This is a genomic window from Microcoleus sp. CAWBG58 (assembly GCF_020883045.1).
Classification (GTDB): domain Bacteria; phylum Cyanobacteriota; class Cyanobacteriia; order Cyanobacteriales; family Microcoleaceae; genus Microcoleus.
In genome coordinates, this window is the sequence record NZ_JAHRFA010000027.1 from 44576 (window position 1) to 62618 (window position 18043).

The 18043-nt window shown below is 45.8% G+C and carries 20 protein-coding genes; 6 read left to right on the plus strand and 14 right to left on the minus strand.

Going from position 1 to position 18043, the window contains the following annotated elements; translation table 11 throughout:
- Positions 1–103: 103 nt before the first annotated feature.
- The 5 genes from QZ918_RS14385 to QZ918_RS14405 all read right to left on the minus strand — a co-directional run bounded on the left by QZ918_RS14385 (position 104) and on the right by QZ918_RS14405 (position 5234).
- Positions 104–532 (minus strand): hypothetical protein, encoded by a 429-nt coding sequence (locus QZ918_RS14385; RefSeq protein WP_293336096.1) that lies wholly within the window; start codon positions 530–532, stop codon positions 104–106.
- 156 nt (positions 533–688) lie between these two features.
- Complete coding sequence (locus tag QZ918_RS14390) at positions 689–1639, minus strand: fructosamine kinase family protein (RefSeq protein WP_293336098.1); 951 nt, start codon at positions 1637–1639, stop codon at positions 689–691.
- Between the two features lie 240 nt (positions 1640–1879).
- Positions 1880–4207, minus strand: coding sequence for a S8 family serine peptidase (locus QZ918_RS14395; RefSeq protein WP_293336100.1), 2328 nt, complete (start codon positions 4205–4207; stop codon positions 1880–1882).
- A gap of 149 nt (positions 4208–4356) precedes the next feature.
- Positions 4357–4755: a helix-turn-helix domain-containing protein gene (locus tag QZ918_RS14400; protein WP_293336102.1), complete on the minus strand. Its 399-nt coding sequence runs from the start codon at positions 4753–4755 to the stop codon at positions 4357–4359.
- Between the two features lie 158 nt (positions 4756–4913).
- Positions 4914–5234, minus strand: a complete 321-nt coding sequence (locus QZ918_RS14405; RefSeq protein ID WP_293336104.1) for a type II toxin-antitoxin system HigB family toxin — start codon at positions 5232–5234, stop codon at positions 4914–4916.
- 213 nt (positions 5235–5447) lie between these two features.
- Between QZ918_RS14405 and QZ918_RS14410 the strand changes: the two genes are divergently transcribed.
- The 3 genes from QZ918_RS14410 (at position 5448) to grxD (ending at position 7046) form a co-directional block, all read left to right on the plus strand.
- Positions 5448–6071 (plus strand): hypothetical protein, encoded by a 624-nt coding sequence (locus tag QZ918_RS14410; protein ID WP_293336106.1) that lies wholly within the window; start codon positions 5448–5450, stop codon positions 6069–6071.
- Between the two features lie 42 nt (positions 6072–6113).
- The gene (locus QZ918_RS14415; protein ID WP_293150780.1) at positions 6114–6374 is read left to right on the plus strand and encodes a BolA family protein; all 261 of its coding nucleotides are present in this window, start codon (positions 6114–6116) and stop codon (positions 6372–6374) included.
- Between the two features lie 351 nt (positions 6375–6725).
- A complete protein-coding gene (gene grxD / locus QZ918_RS14420; RefSeq protein WP_293175924.1) occupies positions 6726–7046 on the plus strand; it encodes a Grx4 family monothiol glutaredoxin in 321 nt (106 codons plus the stop codon).
- 326 nt (positions 7047–7372) lie between these two features.
- Here the strand turns inward: grxD and QZ918_RS14425 are convergent, their stop codons facing one another.
- The gene (locus QZ918_RS14425) at positions 7373–7627 is read right to left on the minus strand and encodes a DUF6761 family protein (RefSeq protein ID WP_293250926.1); all 255 of its coding nucleotides are present in this window, start codon (positions 7625–7627) and stop codon (positions 7373–7375) included.
- A 145-nt stretch (positions 7628–7772) separates the two neighbouring features.
- A complete protein-coding gene (locus QZ918_RS14430; protein WP_293336108.1) occupies positions 7773–7997 on the minus strand; it encodes a hypothetical protein in 225 nt (74 codons plus the stop codon).
- Between the two features lie 227 nt (positions 7998–8224).
- On the opposite strand from QZ918_RS14430, the gene QZ918_RS14435 reads away from it, so the two are divergent.
- Positions 8225–8974 (plus strand): response regulator transcription factor, encoded by a 750-nt coding sequence (locus tag QZ918_RS14435; protein WP_293336110.1) that lies wholly within the window; start codon positions 8225–8227, stop codon positions 8972–8974.
- Positions 8975–8982: 8 nt separating this feature from the next.
- Here QZ918_RS14435 and QZ918_RS14440 read toward each other — a convergent pair whose 3' ends face one another.
- The 4 genes from QZ918_RS14440 to QZ918_RS14455 form a co-directional block, all read right to left on the minus strand.
- A complete protein-coding gene (locus QZ918_RS14440) occupies positions 8983–9333 on the minus strand; it encodes a 4a-hydroxytetrahydrobiopterin dehydratase (RefSeq protein WP_293336112.1) in 351 nt (116 codons plus the stop codon).
- A 59-nt stretch (positions 9334–9392) separates the two neighbouring features.
- Positions 9393–9785 (minus strand): hypothetical protein, encoded by a 393-nt coding sequence (locus tag QZ918_RS14445; RefSeq protein WP_293336114.1) that lies wholly within the window; start codon positions 9783–9785, stop codon positions 9393–9395.
- A gap of 179 nt (positions 9786–9964) precedes the next feature.
- Positions 9965–10852, minus strand: coding sequence for a Uma2 family endonuclease (locus QZ918_RS14450; RefSeq protein WP_293336116.1), 888 nt, complete (start codon positions 10850–10852; stop codon positions 9965–9967).
- A gap of 275 nt (positions 10853–11127) precedes the next feature.
- A complete protein-coding gene (locus QZ918_RS14455; RefSeq protein WP_293336118.1) occupies positions 11128–11397 on the minus strand; it encodes a hypothetical protein in 270 nt (89 codons plus the stop codon).
- Positions 11398–11557: 160 nt separating this feature from the next.
- Between QZ918_RS14455 and QZ918_RS14460 the strand changes: the two genes are divergently transcribed.
- The gene (locus QZ918_RS14460) at positions 11558–14356 is read left to right on the plus strand and encodes a tetratricopeptide repeat protein (RefSeq protein WP_293336120.1); all 2799 of its coding nucleotides are present in this window, start codon (positions 11558–11560) and stop codon (positions 14354–14356) included.
- Positions 14357–14589: 233 nt separating this feature from the next.
- Here the strand turns inward: QZ918_RS14460 and QZ918_RS14465 are convergent, their stop codons facing one another.
- The 3 genes from QZ918_RS14465 to QZ918_RS14475 form a co-directional block, all read right to left on the minus strand.
- Positions 14590–14979 (minus strand): HEPN domain-containing protein, encoded by a 390-nt coding sequence (locus QZ918_RS14465; RefSeq protein WP_293155100.1) that lies wholly within the window; start codon positions 14977–14979, stop codon positions 14590–14592.
- Positions 14976–15296 (minus strand): nucleotidyltransferase domain-containing protein, encoded by a 321-nt coding sequence (locus QZ918_RS14470; RefSeq protein ID WP_293336122.1) that lies wholly within the window; start codon positions 15294–15296, stop codon positions 14976–14978. Before QZ918_RS14470 ends, QZ918_RS14465 begins: the two co-directional genes overlap by 4 nt.
- Before the next feature lie 129 nt (positions 15297–15425).
- Positions 15426–16793 carry an aldehyde dehydrogenase gene (locus QZ918_RS14475; protein ID WP_293336124.1) on the minus strand — a complete coding sequence of 456 codons (1368 nt, stop codon included), beginning with the start codon at positions 16791–16793 and terminating at the stop codon, positions 15426–15428.
- 40 nt (positions 16794–16833) lie between these two features.
- Here QZ918_RS14475 and QZ918_RS14480 point away from each other — a divergent pair, with 40 nt between their 5' ends.
- Entirely contained in the window at positions 16834–17754 is a 921-nt protein-coding gene (locus QZ918_RS14480) for a glycine betaine ABC transporter substrate-binding protein (protein WP_293336126.1), read from the plus strand.
- Positions 17755–18043: the final 289 nt, after the last annotated feature.

An 18043-nucleotide genomic window follows, 5' to 3' on the forward strand; every position in this document is an offset into this window, starting at 1 on the left:
TTGGGCTATATGTAGCTGTAGGGTGTGGATAGATCGAAACTCCTGAAAGTCGATATATTCGCTTTGATTCAAAGATTGTTGAGGGCGGCGCACCCTACAGCTATTAACGAGAACCTCTCCCCCCTGATTTTTGTTTGAAGAATGGCTTCTGGGAACTAAGACACTCCTGCAAATCGTCATCTAAATCTCTAGGAAAACCATAATCTGCTACATACTTAATCAACTGATTTACCGGGCCAAATAAGATAGTATCTGTATCTTGCTGCAACAGAAATGTACCGTCAAATCCGTTGATTTTGTAAAAATCTTTGCGCTTAGTATCTGCCACAACGGAAGCCACAGTAACTCCGTTAGTAGAACGGCCTTTGAAGCAGATTCTATTTTGTTTTTCAGCAATTTGAATGTATCGAGAACCGGGGCCGCGATAGACACCCACTTGCAAGGGTAAAGCAGCTAAAGCATTCTCAGCCCCGATGCTGCTGAAAAACAAAACTATAAATCCCAGTTTGGTATAACAGTGCCAAAACTTCATTTGTGATTCCCTCTAATCCAATGAATATTGAAATCCCCAATCATTTGCATAATTGTTGCAGGGGAAATCCCCTGTGGTTGCCGGATCGGAGGGCGGGCACGGGGGCACCGCCCCTACATATCTGGATGAATCATTTAGGATTGCTATATTGAAATCTTAACCCAAAATTTTATTAATCATTTGATTTGCCTGCGACTCGTAACTCCCACCAAACAAATTAAAGTGATTCAAAATATGATATAAGTTGTAAAGCGTTTTGCGCTTTTCATAGCCTGAATCCAGCAACCAAACTTCATTATAACCTCGATAAAATGCTGGGGAAAAACCGCCGAAAAGTTCCGTCATCGCAATATCGACTTCTCTGTCGCCCCAATAAGTTGCCGGATCGAAAATTACTGGTTCCCCCCCAGCAGTTATCGAGGCATTTCCTCCCCACAAATCCCCGTGAACTAAGGAAGGTTGAGGTTTGTGACCCTCCAATAACTTGGGGATAGCTGCTAGCAAAGTTTCTCCTTGACTGAAATTTCCACCACGACGCCTAGCCAACTTTAACTGATAACCAATCCGATGTTGGGCCCAAAATTCTGCCCAATCAGCAGTCCAGTTATTAATTTGAGGAGTTGAGCCGATCGCATTATTCCTATCCCAACCAAAACATCCCCTTAGCAAGGTTGAATTTGCGTTTTCTCCCTCGCTTAGCAAGGTTGAATTAGCCTTTTCTCCCCCCCTTTGCAAGGGGGGGCTGGGGGGGGTGTATTTGTGCATTTCAGCCAGTTTGCGCCCCATTTCTGCCCAGGCTATCTCGCTCCCGCCACTTCGCAAATCCAGCCATTCCAATACAATATAAGCAGAATTGACCTCAGTTCCCCAGCAAATCGGTTGAGGAAGGCGAATAGTCTGGGTTTGGGCCATTTGCTGCAAACCCAGCGCCTCTGTTTCAAACATGGCGACTTGGGAAGCTTGATTGATTTTCGCGAAATAAGTGCGGGTATTGTTGTTGATAGCATAGCCTTGATTGATGCAGCCACCGCTGACTGAACGGCGGTTGTCGATGGAAAAGCTCTCTCCGGTTGTTTCAGAGATGTGTGCTGCAATTTTGTGCCACATAGCATCAAATGGTTTTGAGGGCGATCGCCATTAGTGTATCTGACTGGCGACACTTTACTGCGATTAATCGATCGCAGATCGGACACAATATAATTATTCGACCGTCTTTTTTGTGGATATATCTTAATATCATGTGGGGTCGATTAGTATAACAAAAAATGGTTCGTAGTGCGGACTTCAGTCCGCAGCATATTATTGCGGACTGAAGTCCGCACTACGAACCTTTTTGTTAGTTGGTGGCTAGACAATGTAAGGAGAGTCGATCGCCTTTGCACGATTAATTGCCACCAATGTCTGGTAAATTAAAGCCGAAATCTCAGCCCGGGTGATGTCTCGCTGCCCAGAAAGCCGATCGCGCGCGGGATAGTTTACTACAATCTTCAAAGCTGTGGCTGTTGCTACCGCATTCACAGCGAAATTTGGAATTTGAGTGCGATCGCTATATACTTTTAAAAGATCGGGATTGCCGCCTTTAAGTTCCAAACCGTTAACCAAAGAGACAAGTGCCTCACTCTTCGTCAAATTCTGATTCGGGCCAAACTTCAAGCCTGGAAACCCCGACAAAAACCCCGCCCGATTCGCACGTTCGATCGCACTTCTCGCCCAAAAACTAGCAGAAACATCAATAAAATTGGTCGCCGGCGCCTTCGGAATCGGACTAAACGCAGTCACCAACAACGCTGCATATTGAGCGCGATTTAAACTGTTGTCAGGCCCAAAAGAACCGTCAGGAAACCCGCTAATTATATTCGCCGCAGCCAAAGCTTCAATAAACTTTTCTGCCCAATGTCCCGAAATATCGCTGAACCTGGAACCGCCGATATTTGGATTGCCGCCAGCCTTTCTCACCGCAGCTTGCACAGCTTTTAAAGCATTCACTTTTCCGTAACCAAACCAATCGCTGCGCTGGCTGTTAGCATCGTAATTTCCCAGGCGATTGCCCAACTGCGGATCGGCATCGGGATCGACAATTTTGTCAGCAGTTTGTTCGAGAATTCCCCGCACTTCCCGCGCTGTCAAACGAGGGTTTGCCGAAAGCATTAAACCAGCGACTCCAGCGACTACTGGAGTGGCGCTAGAAGTGCCGCCAAAACTATTTGTGTAGTCCCCCGAGTCGTAGCCGACAACCCCGACGCGATCGCTCGCAAATACCCCCAAACCTGGCAAGTATTGCGTCACCTCCGGCGCAGTCGCAATAAATCCGGTTTCTGGCAGCCAGGTACCAGGAGGCGCGTTGTTGCTGGGCGCGCACACCGAGATGCTGGTACCCCAATTGCTGTAAGCTGCTTTTTTGTTGAGGGAAGTGGAAGCAGACACGGCAATGACATCGGGGTGTACGGCAAATCCTGCCAGCCAATTAGTTTTGCCGCCCAAAACGTTATTCGGCCAGCCTTTCTCGTCCACAGTACCGTTAACTGGGCGATTGGCATTACCCGCAGCAAACAAAATCACGCAGCCTCTGCCGCCCCGCCCTTTGGTAGCTGCTTTGGTGATGGTGGCGCTTTGGCGCAGGGAAAGCGGATAGTAAACTGCCCCAGGCCCCCAACTGCAAGAGATGACGGCGGCGCCTTTTTCGATCGCCCAATTGAAGATTTTTTCGATCGACTCATCATCCAGAAAACCGCTAGTACGGATCGGCATCACGGCGCATCCAGGGGCGACGCCGACAGTACCTTTGCCGTTTTCTTCCGCTGCCGCAACACCCGCACAACTCGTACCGTGGTTGTCAGATTCGGCAACCGGCATCGGGGAAGTGTCGCCGTCTTTGAAATCGATGGGCGAGACGATTTTGCCTTGGCCTTGAAAATCGGGGTGCGTCAGATCGACTGAATCATCGGCGATCGCAATTACGATCGATCGCGCGCCGCGAGTTATATCCCAAGCCTGTTCGGCATAAATTTGAGCGCTGCCGACAAGTTCGCTGCCGCCTTGGTTGTTGAGATACCACTGTTTGGGATAAAGCGGATCGCGGGGTGTATAATGTTGCTGAGTTTCTAGGATAATGTTGGGTTCCGCCACCAAAACTTCTGGATATCTTGTCAGGCGGTTGGCAATTTTGATCGGGTTTTCTATTGCTTGTTTGGTGACTTCGCAAACGAAGGTGTTGGGAATGCCTTCGACTGGCCGGATTATTGTTAAATTTGCTGCATTGGCGATCGCATTTCGCGATTCTGCATTTACTTGTTCGCCAAATTGGATTGTAATGCGATCGGTTAAATAAAAGAATGTACTCGGATTGTTGGCGGGACAATAGACATGACTAGCAAAAACTACAGCATCGCTGGCGCGGGCTGCTTGCATTGCTGCATCTAGGTTTTCCGGCGCCACTAGATATTCTTCGAGGTTACTTTGGGCGATGCGGCGGTTAAGTTTTGCCTGATTTGTTGCAGCCCAATTGTTTGAAGCTGATGCTGTCGCTGAGGGACGGACTGTAAAGCGGTTTGGAACTTTTGACAGCAACAATTCATCGCCGCCGCGCTGCAAAATCAGTGGCAGACTTGCCTCGGGAACTCCAATCCCTTGATAATTTTGTAAGGTATTTGCCGAAAGTGCGATCGGTTGTGTCATTAGAAATGCCCCTGTTCAGTTTTGATCCAGTATTTACTATATTCTCAAGAACAGGCAAGATGCCTGTTCCACAAAAACTGAATCTTCTGGCGGGATGGGCAGGATGCCCACCCGCAAAAGACCGATCGACAAAGATCGAACAACTCCCATCAAATAAACACGCTAGGATTAACATTAAAGAATTCTCCCAGCGCCTTAGCTTGCGCCTTGCTAATCGCCCGTTTCCCATTAACCACCTCAGAAACTACTCCTTTGGAACCAATCACGCCGACTAAATCGGCTTGTTTTAGTTCGCGAACCTCGATGAGATGCAAGAGAACATCCTGGGGAGTCGCTTCTGGAATTGGGTAATATTTTGATTCGTATTCTTCGATCAACAGCCCCCAGAGACTCAGTAAAGTTTCTTCTTCTACTGTTAATTCTTCCTTAGACATCAGAAAATCGACTTCTGCGAGGGCAAGATCGTTATCTTCTTCGTTCAGGATGGGCTTAGGCTGCGATTTCGCCAGCAGTTGACCGTAGACTGTTTTCTCGATTGTGATATTCATGGTTCATTTTATTGTTAAATTGGACATGGTTCTGAAGTATAAGGTGGGTGTTTATTTCTCGGCATCATGCTTTTAACCATTAAAGTGAATTTTTTTGATTTGTTGATTGAATATATCAGGGAATCTGTAAAAATTTCCCGATGTATTTAGGGGAAATATCAACCTATTTTCTGCTTGACTTTATTTGGTTTCTCATTCCAGTTGATTTTGCTATATTCGGCATGGGTTAAAAACTTTTTGAAAGTTACATATCCGGTGCTATAGTTGATTTGTACAATTAATCGATAGTCATTGTGTTTAATATTAAATATGGTATATCCACAGACTTGATTCACCGATTTGGAATATCCATTTCGCACCTCTTCTAGCGATTTCCAATCGTTGTCTTCCATGAGCTTGCACCAGGCTGCGATCGCACTCTGGGCATCTGCGTAGGGTTCGATCGCACTCAGAAGATTTTTGCGAGAAATTAGTCTCATTCGGGTACCGTTTTTTACACGACACCTTTATGTTCTCACAACGAGAACCGCCTGTCAAGTCTCTACTTTAATTTTTTCTTCATAGCCTTTTGCCCGATCGCACCCTTTGACATTTGAACAAATTTGGTGTACACTTAGCCGGTTGCGATCGCCAATGGTAAGATCGGCTCAAGCTAAATATCTTTTTAAAGCGCCGAGGCGCAAAGTAATTTCATGGTATACTCTGCAACTGTTTGCTGGCTTCGCTTCACCGCCCGGATGACGATCGGGGCGATCGCAGTTTTGACCCTGTTGCAACCGCTGCAAGCCCAAGCACAGCAACCTTCTCGGCAAGATAACCAATCGCAAGTCGATCCCGCCGACGACCCCACGGATCCCAACAACCTTCGCCCTGTGACGCAAGATAGCAGCGTACTCAGCATTGCCGGAGGTCAGCGCTTGATGACAGAAGCCAGTGGTGCTATTTCAAGTCAAAACTACACGCTCGCAGCTCAAAAACTCCAAGAATCCCGCCAAATTTTCAATCAACTATCCAACTTCTACCAGCAACTGGGCAGCAGTTTTGCCGGAATTGACATCCGCCTCGCCGACAGCAACCGCACCAAAGCTGTGGAAACAGCCCAAATGCGCGACGAAGCTACCTACCGGCTGGCGTTGGTACACCGCGCCCAAAATAAGCCGGAACTGGCTGTTCCCCTATTAATTCAGATTATTCGATCGCAGCAGCCAACTCGCGACTTGGGTAAAAAAGCTTACCAGCAGTTACTGGAATTGGGCTTTGTGGATGCCCCCTATCCCCGGCCTGCTGCAACTCAACCGCGATCGTCTAACAAATAGTTCCACTAAAATACTCAATACAGCCCTTTATCACAAATACCAATGGTTACACCGTCTCAAGTAGCAGAAATGATTAAGGCAGAGTTGCCCGACGCTAAGATACAAGTTGACGATTTGACCGGCGGTGGCGATCACTACCAGGCGAGAGTAGTCTCTGCCGCCTTTGAAGGGAAAAGCCGAGTCAAGCAGCACCAACTGGTTTACGGAGCTCTCAAACAGGCAATGGCTAGTGAAGCTATCCACGCTTTGGCGTTGGAAACTTTAACTCCAGCAGAATGGGCAGCGAAAAGTGAAGTTGCTTAGTTTTTTAGTCGCAATTTGACGATCGCACATTTGTGCTTGTGTCAACAGTTGCTTGAGAAACAGTTGCTAACCAAAGAAACCGGGTTTTTCACCGGAATCTATGGCTTTCAACAGTTGACAGTTGACAGTTGACAGTTGACAGTTGACAGTTTGATAGTTTGATAGCGACCTCTACCCTTAAGTCCGAGGATTGGAGTAATCAATAGTCTGATTTTAATTTCTCCCTCAAAGACTTGGGGCTTTCAACCAATTCTTTCTGGTAACGAGAGATTTTCGTTAAAAACCCGGTTTCTGCCTGATGAGAAACTACTGTCAACGTTTAAAAATTTTCAAACAATATTAGGAGATACCATGAGTACAGCACATGAAAGAATTGACGAATTGGTTAAGCAAAACAAAATCATGGTCTTCATGAAGGGCAATAAGTTAATGCCACAGTGCGGTTTTTCTAATACTGTGGTACAAATTCTCAATACGATGGGAGTGCCTTACGAAACAGTTGATGTTTTGGCAGACCAAGAAATTCGTCAAGGCGTTAAAGAGTATTCCAACTGGCCGACAATTCCCCAAGTTTATATCAACGGCGAGTTTCTTGGCGGCTCGGATATTCTGATCGAGATGTATCAAAAGGGCGAATTGCAAGAAGTTGTAGAAGTCGCTTTGGCCTCTTAAATCCAAGCAAGGGAAAGAAGAAAGAAAGTTTTGAGTTTTAAATTGTGAGTTTTAAATTGTAAGTTAAACACTTAAAAAATTCTAATTTCGGAACTTATAAACTTTCCCAAATCTCTAACTATAACAGCAGTAGGGCGGACACGGCCCCGCCCTACTAAACTTCTATTTTGCAGCTACAGCTTACGGCTTCCTGACTCTCATACCATGTCCGATTATTTATCGGTTGTTTGTAGTAAGGACTTTAGTCCTTATTCACTGAAAAGCGTCAAGGCAGGACTGAAGTCCTCACTACAAACCTAATAGGTTTATCAAACCAAATTTGGTATTTAATAGTAGTCGGATTCAGCTTGGGTTTGTGTCTGTGGCATTTCAAAATTGGAAGGATCGTGAATGTAACGCGCTGCTTCTTCCTCTAATCTGTGAATCAGATAGGGCTCCAGGCTGTTACAATGTCGCAGGGCTGCGAGGTAGCCATCTAAGTAAAGCCGCAGGTCATCGAAACGATAACCTCTATTCCACATTTCGACGAGGGCGTCGGTGAGTTTTTGGTAGTGCCGGATTGTTTGGGTGTCTTGTAGCATGGTTGAGTTTGAAATCCTTTGTGGTGTGTATAATGACGGCGGGATTTAGGAACGGCCCGGATTCATACTGAGCAAGCTCAGAAGAGAGGCGATTGCTAAATAAAAGTTTTTACCCTGCTTCACAGGCTACCCTCCATAAAAAATTTCACTCGCCCCAATGCAGTGGCTCGAATCTTTCGCGCGCATCTAGATAATTCACCGTGCGTTTAAAAGAATCGGGATATTGCTGAATTGGACGATCGAACTGAGTGAGTGTTCCGGCTACCGAGCGAACGGTTGGACGCATTTTAGTTTCAGTTGCGCGATTTGTCAACTTCCTCGGAGTGGGGGCCCTGTGGGGGGGTTCGGTCAAAGCAGGCGGCTGGGTCATAGGCTCGATCGGCTGTAAGCTATCTTATTTTCATTGTAAGCTCACCGCCAGAATGATTTAACCTTTCTGGGGTCTGACGATCGCAATTTGACGAAATCTTTAAAATTGATACTAGAACTTTGTTCGTCGCTTTAAACCCAGCTTATGCTTGAGTAGCGATGGTTACAAAACCTTGACAAAAGCTCTGTTAACCTGGTAGCCATTAGTGATAAGGGAAGCTCGCCGTTGTGGGATCTGCAAGTATTTCAATTGTTGAAGGAAATCCGCACCTGCGATCGCTCTTGGGCTGGCATTTACAGCAAGTCGGTCACTGGGTGCACCAATCAGCGGATATCAGTCATGCTAGGGAAATATTTTTCAGCCGCCAGCCAACCCTAGTAATTCTTGATGCCCAATTGCCTGATGGGGACGGTTTGGAATTTTGCCGCTGGCTCCAACAGCAGCAGCAATCGCTGATTTTGATGCTGTCGGCGCGGAATTCAGAAGCGGATATTGTGGAAGGTTTGAAGTCTGGCGCCGACGATTACCTGACTAAACCGTTTGGGATGCAAGAATTTATGGCTAGGGTGGAAGCCCTGATGCGCCGCAACCGCACGATGGTACCGCCCGCGATGCTGGAGTGCGGGCGGCTAAAAATTGACTTGGTACAGCGCCGAGTCAGGCTGCATGAGGAACACATCGAGCTTACTCCCCAGGAATTCAGCCTGCTGTACGTGCTGGCTCAAGCTGGAGGAGTGCCTTTGTCGCGCTCCGATTTGCTGCGTCGGGCGTGGCCTGATGCGATTGACAACCCGCGCACGATCGACACTCACGTACTCTCTCTGCGGAAAAAAATCGAAATCGACCCGCGACAGCCGAGTCTAATTCAAACTGTGCGGAATGTCGGCTACCGGCTAAATCTGGAATTGTTGAATGCGAATCAACAACCTTCACCCGTATTCGGCGCTGCGACATCTGAAACTATCATCAGCCGATAGATCTGATTTTAGGTTGAGAATTGATGTGCGATCGCATCTGTTCTCGCGGCCATAATAAAATCATTGCGGTGCAGTCCCGAAATCGAGTGAGTCCACCAAGTAACGGTAACTTTTCCCCACTCAGTTAACAGTGCGGGGTGATGTCCTTCCGTTTCTGCTGCTTCGCCTACGCTATTTGTAAAGGCGATCGCACTTTTGAAATCCGGGAATTTGTAAGTACGTTCTAATTGAGGAATGCCATCTTTTTCAATCAAATTCCAGTCGGGAATTTGAGGCTTAAGTTGGACAATTTCGTAAGATGTGACGCGTGGAGAGTTTGGGAGACAGGCGGCACAAGGTTCTTTTGCTAAAGGTTCCATAAATAAATTGCGGTTTGGCGAGAAGATCCTAAAAGATAGTATGACACTTCTGATTTGAATTATTTCGGACAGGGCAAATGTCCGTTAGGAGTGACAAAGACATTGTGATTGAAGTCGTTAATAAAACAGATCAGCAATCCGTCTCGGTGAATTTTGCGTTTCTCATTCCACTGCACCAGCTCAGTATTTGCCGTTGTCCGATATGGATGATTGCCAATAGATTCTAGTACGCTGTGCCCGGGAGCGATCGCCGCATTGACATTCACCAAGATTTTATCAACTTCTCCGGTTCGTTTGCCGAGTTCGTTGACTGTGTGGTTGCGGAGGACAAAGCTTGTGACATAAATCGGCGCAGTGGAAGTATTTGTTAGTCGCAGCAGTCCCGGTTTTACAGTTTCTAGTCGCAGTACGTAGCTCGGTGGAATGTAACTTGCAAACGAGGCAGAAGCCATCGCTGGAACGGCAAGAAACGATAAGAGTTTTTTCAATATAAATAGTCAAAATCGCCTTTGACCAGCGATTCTACTACATCGACAGTCTACTTGTAAAGTGAAATTAGCGATCGCCCATTTTTTCGTATCATTAATCAAAGAGCGATCGCACTTTTTCTGTTTCCCCGCCGAATTCAATATTAACCGTTCAAGAATCGATCGGGATCGATGCCAGATTGTCGCAGCCTTTCGATCAAAGATTGCAAGCGAGTTTCGGCAATCTCAGCACGCTCTCGTGCCTCATCAGCACGTTCTCGTGCCTCATCAGCACGCTCTTGTGCCTGTTCTGCTCGCTCCTCAGGAGTCGGAATCCAATTGCCCTCACTATCGTACCAGCGCAACCACAGTCGATCGACTCCCAGGTAATCTCCTTGCCACAAACCCAAGCCTAAATCAATCTCAGGCATCCACAGACGCGAGTCAGACAATTCCAATTCTTCATAGCGAGCGCCATCCAATTTAAAAGCCCTCAATCGATTGGTGTAGCGACTGAAAACAACATAATAAGGAATCCGCAAAACCTGCTCGTAAACCTCCCATTTTCGCAGTGGCTTTTCCGAACTCAGTTCGTGATTAATATTACCATTTCCTGCTATTTGTTCAGGCGCAGACGGTATATCTTCCCCCTCATTTGCTCCCAAATCTTCCTTCTCTGTTCCCGGCGAAAGCAATTCTACAATCACAAAAGGATTCACACCCTCTTGCCAAATGACATAACTCAGCCGCATATCGACTTCATCATACAATCGGGAAACTCCCACAACTCCAAACCAATCTGGGCGCTTGTACCACAGCGGGTGACGCACGTCATAATAAAGATTCATATCGCTTCCGGTAAATATTTGGGAAGCCGAATAGGTGGAAGGGCGGAAAGTATAGCTCAGCAACTGCGGTTGCAAGCCGTGAAATTCATCAGGCAAACCAGGTTCCTCCGGATTTTCGCTAGGTAAATCGTACATCGTGGGGAGCGTTTCTTTTGGCGATTTTGGCGGCTCTGTTTGAGGCACGGGATATTTAAAAGGAAACATAAGCAGGGGCGATAATAATTGATCTTATTTTAACTCGATTCTATACTGTCATTGCGAGGAACAAAGCAATCCCAGAGACTATATCTATAGTAGACCTCTTGCATAAATCTTCACTCGATATAGAAACCCCAGATGTCAGACAGATAAACACAGATAAACGCAGATAATTTCAGGGTGTTTTCCGTTTTTTGCAAGAAGTCTAGTGTCATTGCGAGGAACGAAGCAATCCCAGAGACTAAGCGCCATATTTCACTCGCAATGACATAGTGTTGATATTACTCATCCTCTTCTCCAACCTTTCGCACATCAATCGCCCCTTCCCGAAACGGGCAACCCTTGCAAGAATCCAGCCTCACAACTTCCTCGGTGTTTAAAACTCTCTCCAGAGGGCAGCGCAACTCTTCCCCTTCATTTTTGTCAAAGCAGATGTGGAAACACACCAAACCAACAGTCAGCACTAGCCCCGCCGAAGAATTGAGAGCACCGACTACAGTACCCACAACCGCTTCTGCAATCATCCATCCATGCTGTTTCGACAATCCCATAAATCATTCCCAAACTCAACTAAATAGAGTGTGGAATTTCGGGATACCCGAATGCCCAACAATGGCTGCAAGTCTGCTATACTAGGAATTAGGGATATTTGGGACGCTCATTCGGTATCGGGAATCCCGAAACTTTTTTAGCAACTTATTTTGAAAATCTATGCCCAATCTGGGAGAAGGCGATAAGTCTTGGCAGCGAGTCAAGGATTTGGTGGAGGCGCTGCTAGATTATAAGTTAAATAATAGAAATGACATCACTCATCTGGTCGCCGAATGGGAAGATGAAAAAACTACTAATTTGCACGTCACGGCGACGCTGGAATCCCTGCGCCACTTGCTGAAAGATAACAATGCCTTAAATGCCTTCAAACCAAATAAGACAACATCTGACAAGCAAGTTAGAATGTATATCGGTGAGGTACTTAATAATTATCTCGACGAAAATCTGAAAATTCTGAAGAATCACATCCCGAAGCCGAAAAGGCGGGGCAATTCAAATAGGATTTTTACTCTAAATTTGTGGAGTCAAAAGGACAAAGCAAAGAATTTAGAAGCGTTGGCAACAGTGTGGGGCGGTACACCAGATAACAGCAGGCAAAATAGTGATGGCAAAACTGAGAAAAATGATGCGCCCGCAGATTGCCCTCCCGATAAATCAATCCGGGTGGCTGTTTCTGAGATACCTCAATCGGTGCCTGTGTGGAAAGGGCGCGATGAATTGGTGGCAAAATTAACTGCTAAATTAGTACAAATTCTGCCCGATGGAAGTTCGCCCCCGAAAGTATTGGCGATAGTCGGGCAAGGCGGCATGGGCAAAACGAGTTTGGCAATCAAACTTGTGGAAGGATTGGGGATAAATTGGCAGCATTCTGTTTCTCAAGCAGGGAAAAGTTTGCTGGCGGGCGGTTATGAATGCGTGATGTATTTCAAGGTACAGGAAGGAACCAGTTTTGATGATGTGGCTGGGTTTCTGTTAAGTGAAGGTTTGGGAATTCCGGGGGCGGCGGAGTTGAAAAAGCCTGAAGAAAAGATTGCGAAAATTATGATGGGTTTGCAACAAACTCGCTGTCTGTTGATACTCGATAACCTGGAAGATATTTTGCATCCGGCGGTTGAGGCGGGAAATCCTGATTGTTTGGATTCGTCGCAGGTACATCGAACTATTTCACCGGATTGGGGTAAGTTGTTGAATGCTTTGGTTTATCAGCAGCACCAATCGCAAATGATTTTGACCAGCCGGGAAGTGCCTGGAGATTTGGCTGATACCCGCTATCCGGGTTTAGCGCCGGATGCCGAATTGGTGCATATTGAAGTGTTGCAAGGTGTGGATGAGAAGGCGACTGTGGAGATTTTGCAGCGACAGTTGACCGATGAATTAGCTGATTTGCAGTGGATATCTCGGCGGGTTGAAGGTCATCTTTTTTTATTAACTCAATTGGTGGCTCTTGGCAAGGGAAAACCGGGATATTTGCGGAAGCATCCTGAATTGGTAACGAAGAAGATGGAACTGATTTTGCGAGAACAAATGGTAAGGCAAAGTGCAGCGGCAAGAGATTTGTTGTGTCGGATGTGTGTGTTGCGAGTGCCGATAGATGTGAGGGGTTTAACTTTTTTGCGGCTGTATACGGATGATTATGAAAAAGATATCCGCTTTGAAGTAGCAGCAATATTAGAAGAACCTGCTGAGTTGACAGATGCAGAAATTGAGGAGACAGCAGCAATTTTAGAGCGATTAGTCGGTGCGAGTTTGGTGCTGTGTCGCTATGACGAGGATAAATGTGAGGATTTTTACGATTTGCACCGGGTGATTGAGGAGTTTTTGCAAGGGGAATACCAACAGGAACTGCCCAAACTGTTGGAAAGTATTTATAAGTTTTACTGCACTGGTAAAAATGTGAAAAATCCTCAAACTTTAGCAGATTTACAATCAGTTCTAGAAGCTCAACATTTTGCCTTTAGGTTGGGAAATTATGGAGAAGCTTATTCTTTAATTCCAAATGAATATTTAAATCGGTGGGGATACTGGAATTTATCAAAAGAATTGCACGAGCAAATTTTACCTTATGTTGAAGGATATAGGCGGTCTTATTGTTTGAGGGAAATCGGTGCAATTCATCGCAATTTTGGGAATTGGGATTTAGCAGAAAAATATTTTAAAGATGCGCTATCAATCGCACAAAAAGATGATAATCAGAGCAGTATTGCTACTTCTTTAGGGATGTTGGGATATATCGAGCGAAATCGCGGCAATTGGGATGAAGCTGAGAGACTTTACCGGCAATGTTTGGAAATTGAAACAGAATTGGGCGATCGCGCGGGGATGGCAACTTCTTGGGGATTGTTGGGAGATATCGAGCGAAATCGCGGCAATTGGGATGAAGCTGAGCGACTTTTCCGGCAATGTTTGGAAATTGAAACAGAATTGGGCGATCGCGAAGGGATGGCATCTTGTTGGGGATTGTTGGGAGATATCGAGCGATTGCGTGGCAATTGGGATGAAGCAGAACAGTTCAAGCGACAGTCTTTTCAGTTGCGACAAGAATTAGGCGATCGCGCGGGGATGGCATCTTCTTGGGGAGCGTGGGGAGATATTGAGAAATGTCGCGGCAATTGGGATGAAGCTGAGAAACTTTATCAGCAATCTTTGGCATTGAGGACAGAATTGGGCGATCGCGAAGGGATAGCAATGTTGAGCGGCGATTTGGGAGAAAATGAACTCGGTAAAGGCAATCTAGATACAGCAGAACAACTGTTAACAGAAGCTTTGGGACAAATGCAAACACTGGGGATGACTTGGCATATTGCCGAAGTTAATTACTGTTTTGCACGACTCCACCGCAAGCGCGGCAACACAGAAGTTGCTCAACAACATTACGATACAGCACATCAAATTTTTCAACAATTGGGAGCGGCGAAGGATTTGGAGAGAATCGAGAAAGAATGGCACAGCATTGATTAGAAAAGGAGAAACCCGGTTTCTGAATCTCGTGCTTAGTCCAAGAAACCGGGTTTCTATGAGAATTTACGCCTCCTGACGAGATTGTTTGAAGAAACCCGGTTTCTGAGTCTCGCGCCTAGTCCAAGAAACCGGGTTTCTGCGACAATTTACGCCTCCTCACGAGATTGTCTGAAGAAACCCGGTTTCCGAGTCTCGCGCGGAGTCTGCACAAGGATTATCGCGTGAAATCGCTATCAAGAATCTGGCAAATCTCCCAGCAGACGTTGTGCTAATTCTAAAAATTGTTCTGCATGACCAATTAATTGATTAACCTCATCTTCTGTAATTGCCGAATCGATATCATAGTCACCCTGATTTCGCAAATTTTGAGCAGAAATTAAATAACGGTGAAACTCCACCGGAACTCTGCCTGTCCGAGCAAAATCTCTACCAAATGCCGAAATCACAGCAGCATGACTGGAGAAACTTAAACCCTCACCCAGCAAGAAAGCTTCGGCAACATAAAACATGGTGTAATAAGCGCGCGATGCTGCAAAGTCAGGAAGTGCATTAGCTACTAATAACCTAGCTGCCCGCAAGCTTTCACCTGCTTTTGTTAAAAGAGCAATTTGTTCTGGTATCAAATCGGTACTCCTTCTCTGCGAACATTTAGAAAGAAAGGACTTTTCTCTTGCTGAAAACGTATGGTCGAAGCAAAAGCACTAGAAATTACTACAGTTTTATCTAAGCATAAAGCGGCAATAAATTCACTGGTGCGAGCGATTTCTAGGCCAGCATGAACTTGCCCGTTCAACACAACTAAAATGTCAATATCAGAATCTGGTTTGGCATCTCCTCTAGCTTGGGAACCGTAGAGAATTAACTGCACGAGTCTTTCGCCATATAATTCGTGAAAGTATTGGCGGAGTTCTGCTAAAATTTCGGGTAAATTATCGTTCATTTTTATTTTTTATGTTTGTAATATCAATTCCGGCTGCGCCGGAATGATATAGAGGAGACGGCAGTGCCGTTTCCCTACCGCGATTAATTGTAGGGACAGGGCAGTGCCGTCTCCTCCGTTTATATCATTTCAACCAATCACTTTTTTAATCAAATCCAACTTGCCCTTATAAGGAGCATACCGCCATTGCAACTCCAGCCAGAATGATTTTTGCAGCACGCTTTTGTAATGCGAAAAAGTATCAAAACTCGCTTTCCCGTGATAACTTCCAATCCCACTTTCCCCAACTCCCCCAAAGGGTAAAGTTGTGACACCAACCTGCATTACCGTATCGTTAATACAAACTCCCCCCGAAGAAGTTTCCTGCAAAACTCGTTCTTGTTTCTGTTTATCCTTCGAGAACAAATACAAAGCTAAGGGTTTGGGGCGGGCGTTGATTTGGGCAAGGGCTTCCCCGAAATCCTCATACTCCAACACTGGCAAAATCGGCCCGAAAATCTCATCCTGCATCACCGGTGAATCCCAGGAGATTTTATCTAAAACAGTCGGTGCAATATACTTGTTTTCTGGGTCAGTTTGCCCGCCAATCACAATTTCTCCATCTTTGAGAAACACACTCAAACGTTCCAATTGCCGCTGATTGATAATCCGCGAATAGTCGGGACTTGTTTGTGGATTGTCACCGTAAAATCCTTGAATTGATGTTTTAATTGCTTCCATTAATTGCGGCTTGACTTTCTTGTCTACCAAGAGGTAATCTGGAGCAATGCAGGTTTGTCCGGCATTGATGAATTTGCCCCAAGCAATGCGTTTTGCCGTGTGTTCGATCTGAATGTCTGAATCGACAATGCAAGGACTTTTGCCGCCTAATTCTAATGTTACTGGTGTTAAATGTTTGGCGGCGGCTTCCATCACGATTCTGCCGATTTTTGTGCCTCCGGTAAAGAAGATGTGGTCAAATCTTTCGGCTAGTAATTGTTGGCTGACTTCCACGCCTCCCTCGACGGCTGCTATGTAGGCGGGATCGAAGATTTTGCCAATCATGTCGGCGACGACGGTTGAGGTGTGGGAGGCGATTTCTGAGGGTTTGAGGATGGCGCAGTTACCAGCGGCGATCGCCCCGACCAACGGTGATATCATGAGCTGGAATGGATAATTCCAAGGCCCGATAATCAAAACTACGCCTAAAGGTTCGGGGAAAATGCGGGCTGATGCGGGGAATTGGTCGATCGAAGTTGGTACTTTTTTCGGCTTTACCCAGGATTTGAGGTTTTTGATGGCATAATTGACTTCTGCGATCGCAGCAATTTCAAAGTATGCCTCAAACTCTGGCCGATTCAAGTCAGCCTTGACAGCATCGACGATTTGTGATTGATTAAGTTCGATCGCACTTTTAAGTTTCTTCAGTTGTTCAATCCGAAAATCCACATCTTTAGTTTTCCCAGTAGCAAAAAATTGGCGTTGCTCCCGGATCGTATCGCTGACACTCAATAGCATATTTTCTCCTGTATCTATACATAAATGTTACAATAAAAAAATGAAAATTTCCAAAAGCCATCTTTTATATTCCTGCTTGTCATTGCTTTGCTTGTTCGCAGTTACAAGCTGCAATTCGAGTTCTCAAAAACAAGTTGTTATTTGCTCAAAAGACTTTAGCGAACAAGTCATCCTTGCAGAAATTTTAGCACAGCACATCGAAGCCAAAACAGATATTAAAGTAGAACGCGAACTCAACCTCGGAGGCTCGCTTTGCCATCAATCCCTAACAGCAGGTAAAATTGACTTGTACGTCGAATATACGGGTACAGGTTTTACCAACATTCTCAAACAAAAGCCGATTTCTGACCCCAAAAAAGTCCTCGCCTACCTCAAACAAGAATATCCCAAACAGTTTAAAGCCGAATGGACTGAACCCCTGGGATTTAATAACAGTTTTGCGATTATTTTGCGGGGAGACGATGCCAAAAAACTCAACTTGCAAACTCTCTCGCAACTAAGCCAAGCAGCCCCAAAATTGCGCGCTGGTTTCGGCCCGGAATTCAAAGACAGAGAAGATGGCTTTCCCGGATTGGCTAAAACTTACGGGATTAAATTTGCAGGAGAACCGAAGGAGTTGCTATTAGGATTGCTCTATCAAGCACTGCAACAAAAAGAAGTAGATGTGATTGCTGGTAATACGACGGATGGTTTGATTCAAAGTTTGGGTTTGGTAGCGATCAAAGATGATAAGAACTATTTTCCGCCCTATGAAGCTGTGCCGGTGGTGCGATCGCAAATTTTGGAAAAATATCCCGAATTGCGTCCAGTGCTCGCAGAGTTGGGCGGCAAAATCTCCGAGGAAGATATGCGCCAACTCAACTATCAAGTTGATGGGAAACAGCAGGATGCCGCACAAGTAGCGCGGCAGTTTTTGCAGCAAAAATTGGGTGAGTCCAAGCCTGCAACTCCGGCGAAATAAAGGCACGAATTATGCAAAAAATGGTTGGAATCATGTCGAGCAAAATATCAACTATAGGTTTGTAGTGAGGACTTTAGTCCTTCTTTTTGCGGACTAAAGTCCTCACTACAAACCTACAATCGGGTGCGTCTCGAAGGAGACCGGGCGAATATAATTCGCGTCTATACAAGCACTCACGTGACGGGAGCAGGTTGAAGAACGAACGGTTGAAATTATGTTACCTTCTTTACACCGCGGAGGCGGACGAAAGTTTGTATAGGCGCGGTTTCAACCGCCGTCTTTCTTAAGT

Excerpts from the sequence above, each read along its gene's own strand:
- QZ918_RS14440 (WP_293336112.1), bottom strand. The coding sequence starts at position 9,333 with ATGGAACCTTTAGCAAAAGAACCTTGTGCCGCCTGTCTCCCAAACTCT.
- QZ918_RS14395 (WP_293336100.1), bottom strand. The coding sequence starts at position 4,207 with ATGACACAACCGATCGCACTTTCGGCAAATACCTTACAAAATTATCAA.
- QZ918_RS14470 (WP_293336122.1), bottom strand. The coding sequence starts at position 15,296 with ATGAACGATAATTTACCCGAAATTTTAGCAGAACTCCGCCAATACTTT.
- QZ918_RS14410 (WP_293336106.1), top strand. The coding sequence starts at position 5,448 with ATGGTATACTCTGCAACTGTTTGCTGGCTTCGCTTCACCGCCCGGATG.
- QZ918_RS14460 (WP_293336120.1), top strand. The coding sequence starts at position 11,558 with ATGCCCAATCTGGGAGAAGGCGATAAGTCTTGGCAGCGAGTCAAGGAT.
- QZ918_RS14455 (WP_293336118.1), bottom strand. The coding sequence starts at position 11,397 with ATGGGATTGTCGAAACAGCATGGATGGATGATTGCAGAAGCGGTTGTG.
- grxD (WP_293175924.1), top strand. The coding sequence starts at position 6,726 with ATGAGTACAGCACATGAAAGAATTGACGAATTGGTTAAGCAAAACAAA.
- QZ918_RS14450 (WP_293336116.1), bottom strand. The coding sequence starts at position 10,852 with ATGTTTCCTTTTAAATATCCCGTGCCTCAAACAGAGCCGCCAAAATCG.
- QZ918_RS14390 (WP_293336098.1), bottom strand. The coding sequence starts at position 1,639 with ATGTGGCACAAAATTGCAGCACACATCTCTGAAACAACCGGAGAGAGC.
- QZ918_RS14475 (WP_293336124.1), bottom strand. The coding sequence starts at position 16,793 with ATGCTATTGAGTGTCAGCGATACGATCCGGGAGCAACGCCAATTTTTT.
- QZ918_RS14405 (WP_293336104.1), bottom strand. The coding sequence starts at position 5,234 with ATGAGACTAATTTCTCGCAAAAATCTTCTGAGTGCGATCGAACCCTAC.
- QZ918_RS14400 (WP_293336102.1), bottom strand. The coding sequence starts at position 4,755 with ATGAATATCACAATCGAGAAAACAGTCTACGGTCAACTGCTGGCGAAA.
- QZ918_RS14480 (WP_293336126.1), top strand. The coding sequence starts at position 16,834 with ATGAAAATTTCCAAAAGCCATCTTTTATATTCCTGCTTGTCATTGCTT.
- QZ918_RS14445 (WP_293336114.1), bottom strand. The coding sequence starts at position 9,785 with ATGGCTTCTGCCTCGTTTGCAAGTTACATTCCACCGAGCTACGTACTG.
- QZ918_RS14425 (WP_293250926.1), bottom strand. The coding sequence starts at position 7,627 with ATGCTACAAGACACCCAAACAATCCGGCACTACCAAAAACTCACCGAC.
- QZ918_RS14430 (WP_293336108.1), bottom strand. The coding sequence starts at position 7,997 with ATGACCCAGCCGCCTGCTTTGACCGAACCCCCCCACAGGGCCCCCACT.
- QZ918_RS14415 (WP_293150780.1), top strand. The coding sequence starts at position 6,114 with ATGGTTACACCGTCTCAAGTAGCAGAAATGATTAAGGCAGAGTTGCCC.
- QZ918_RS14385 (WP_293336096.1), bottom strand. The coding sequence starts at position 532 with ATGAAGTTTTGGCACTGTTATACCAAACTGGGATTTATAGTTTTGTTT.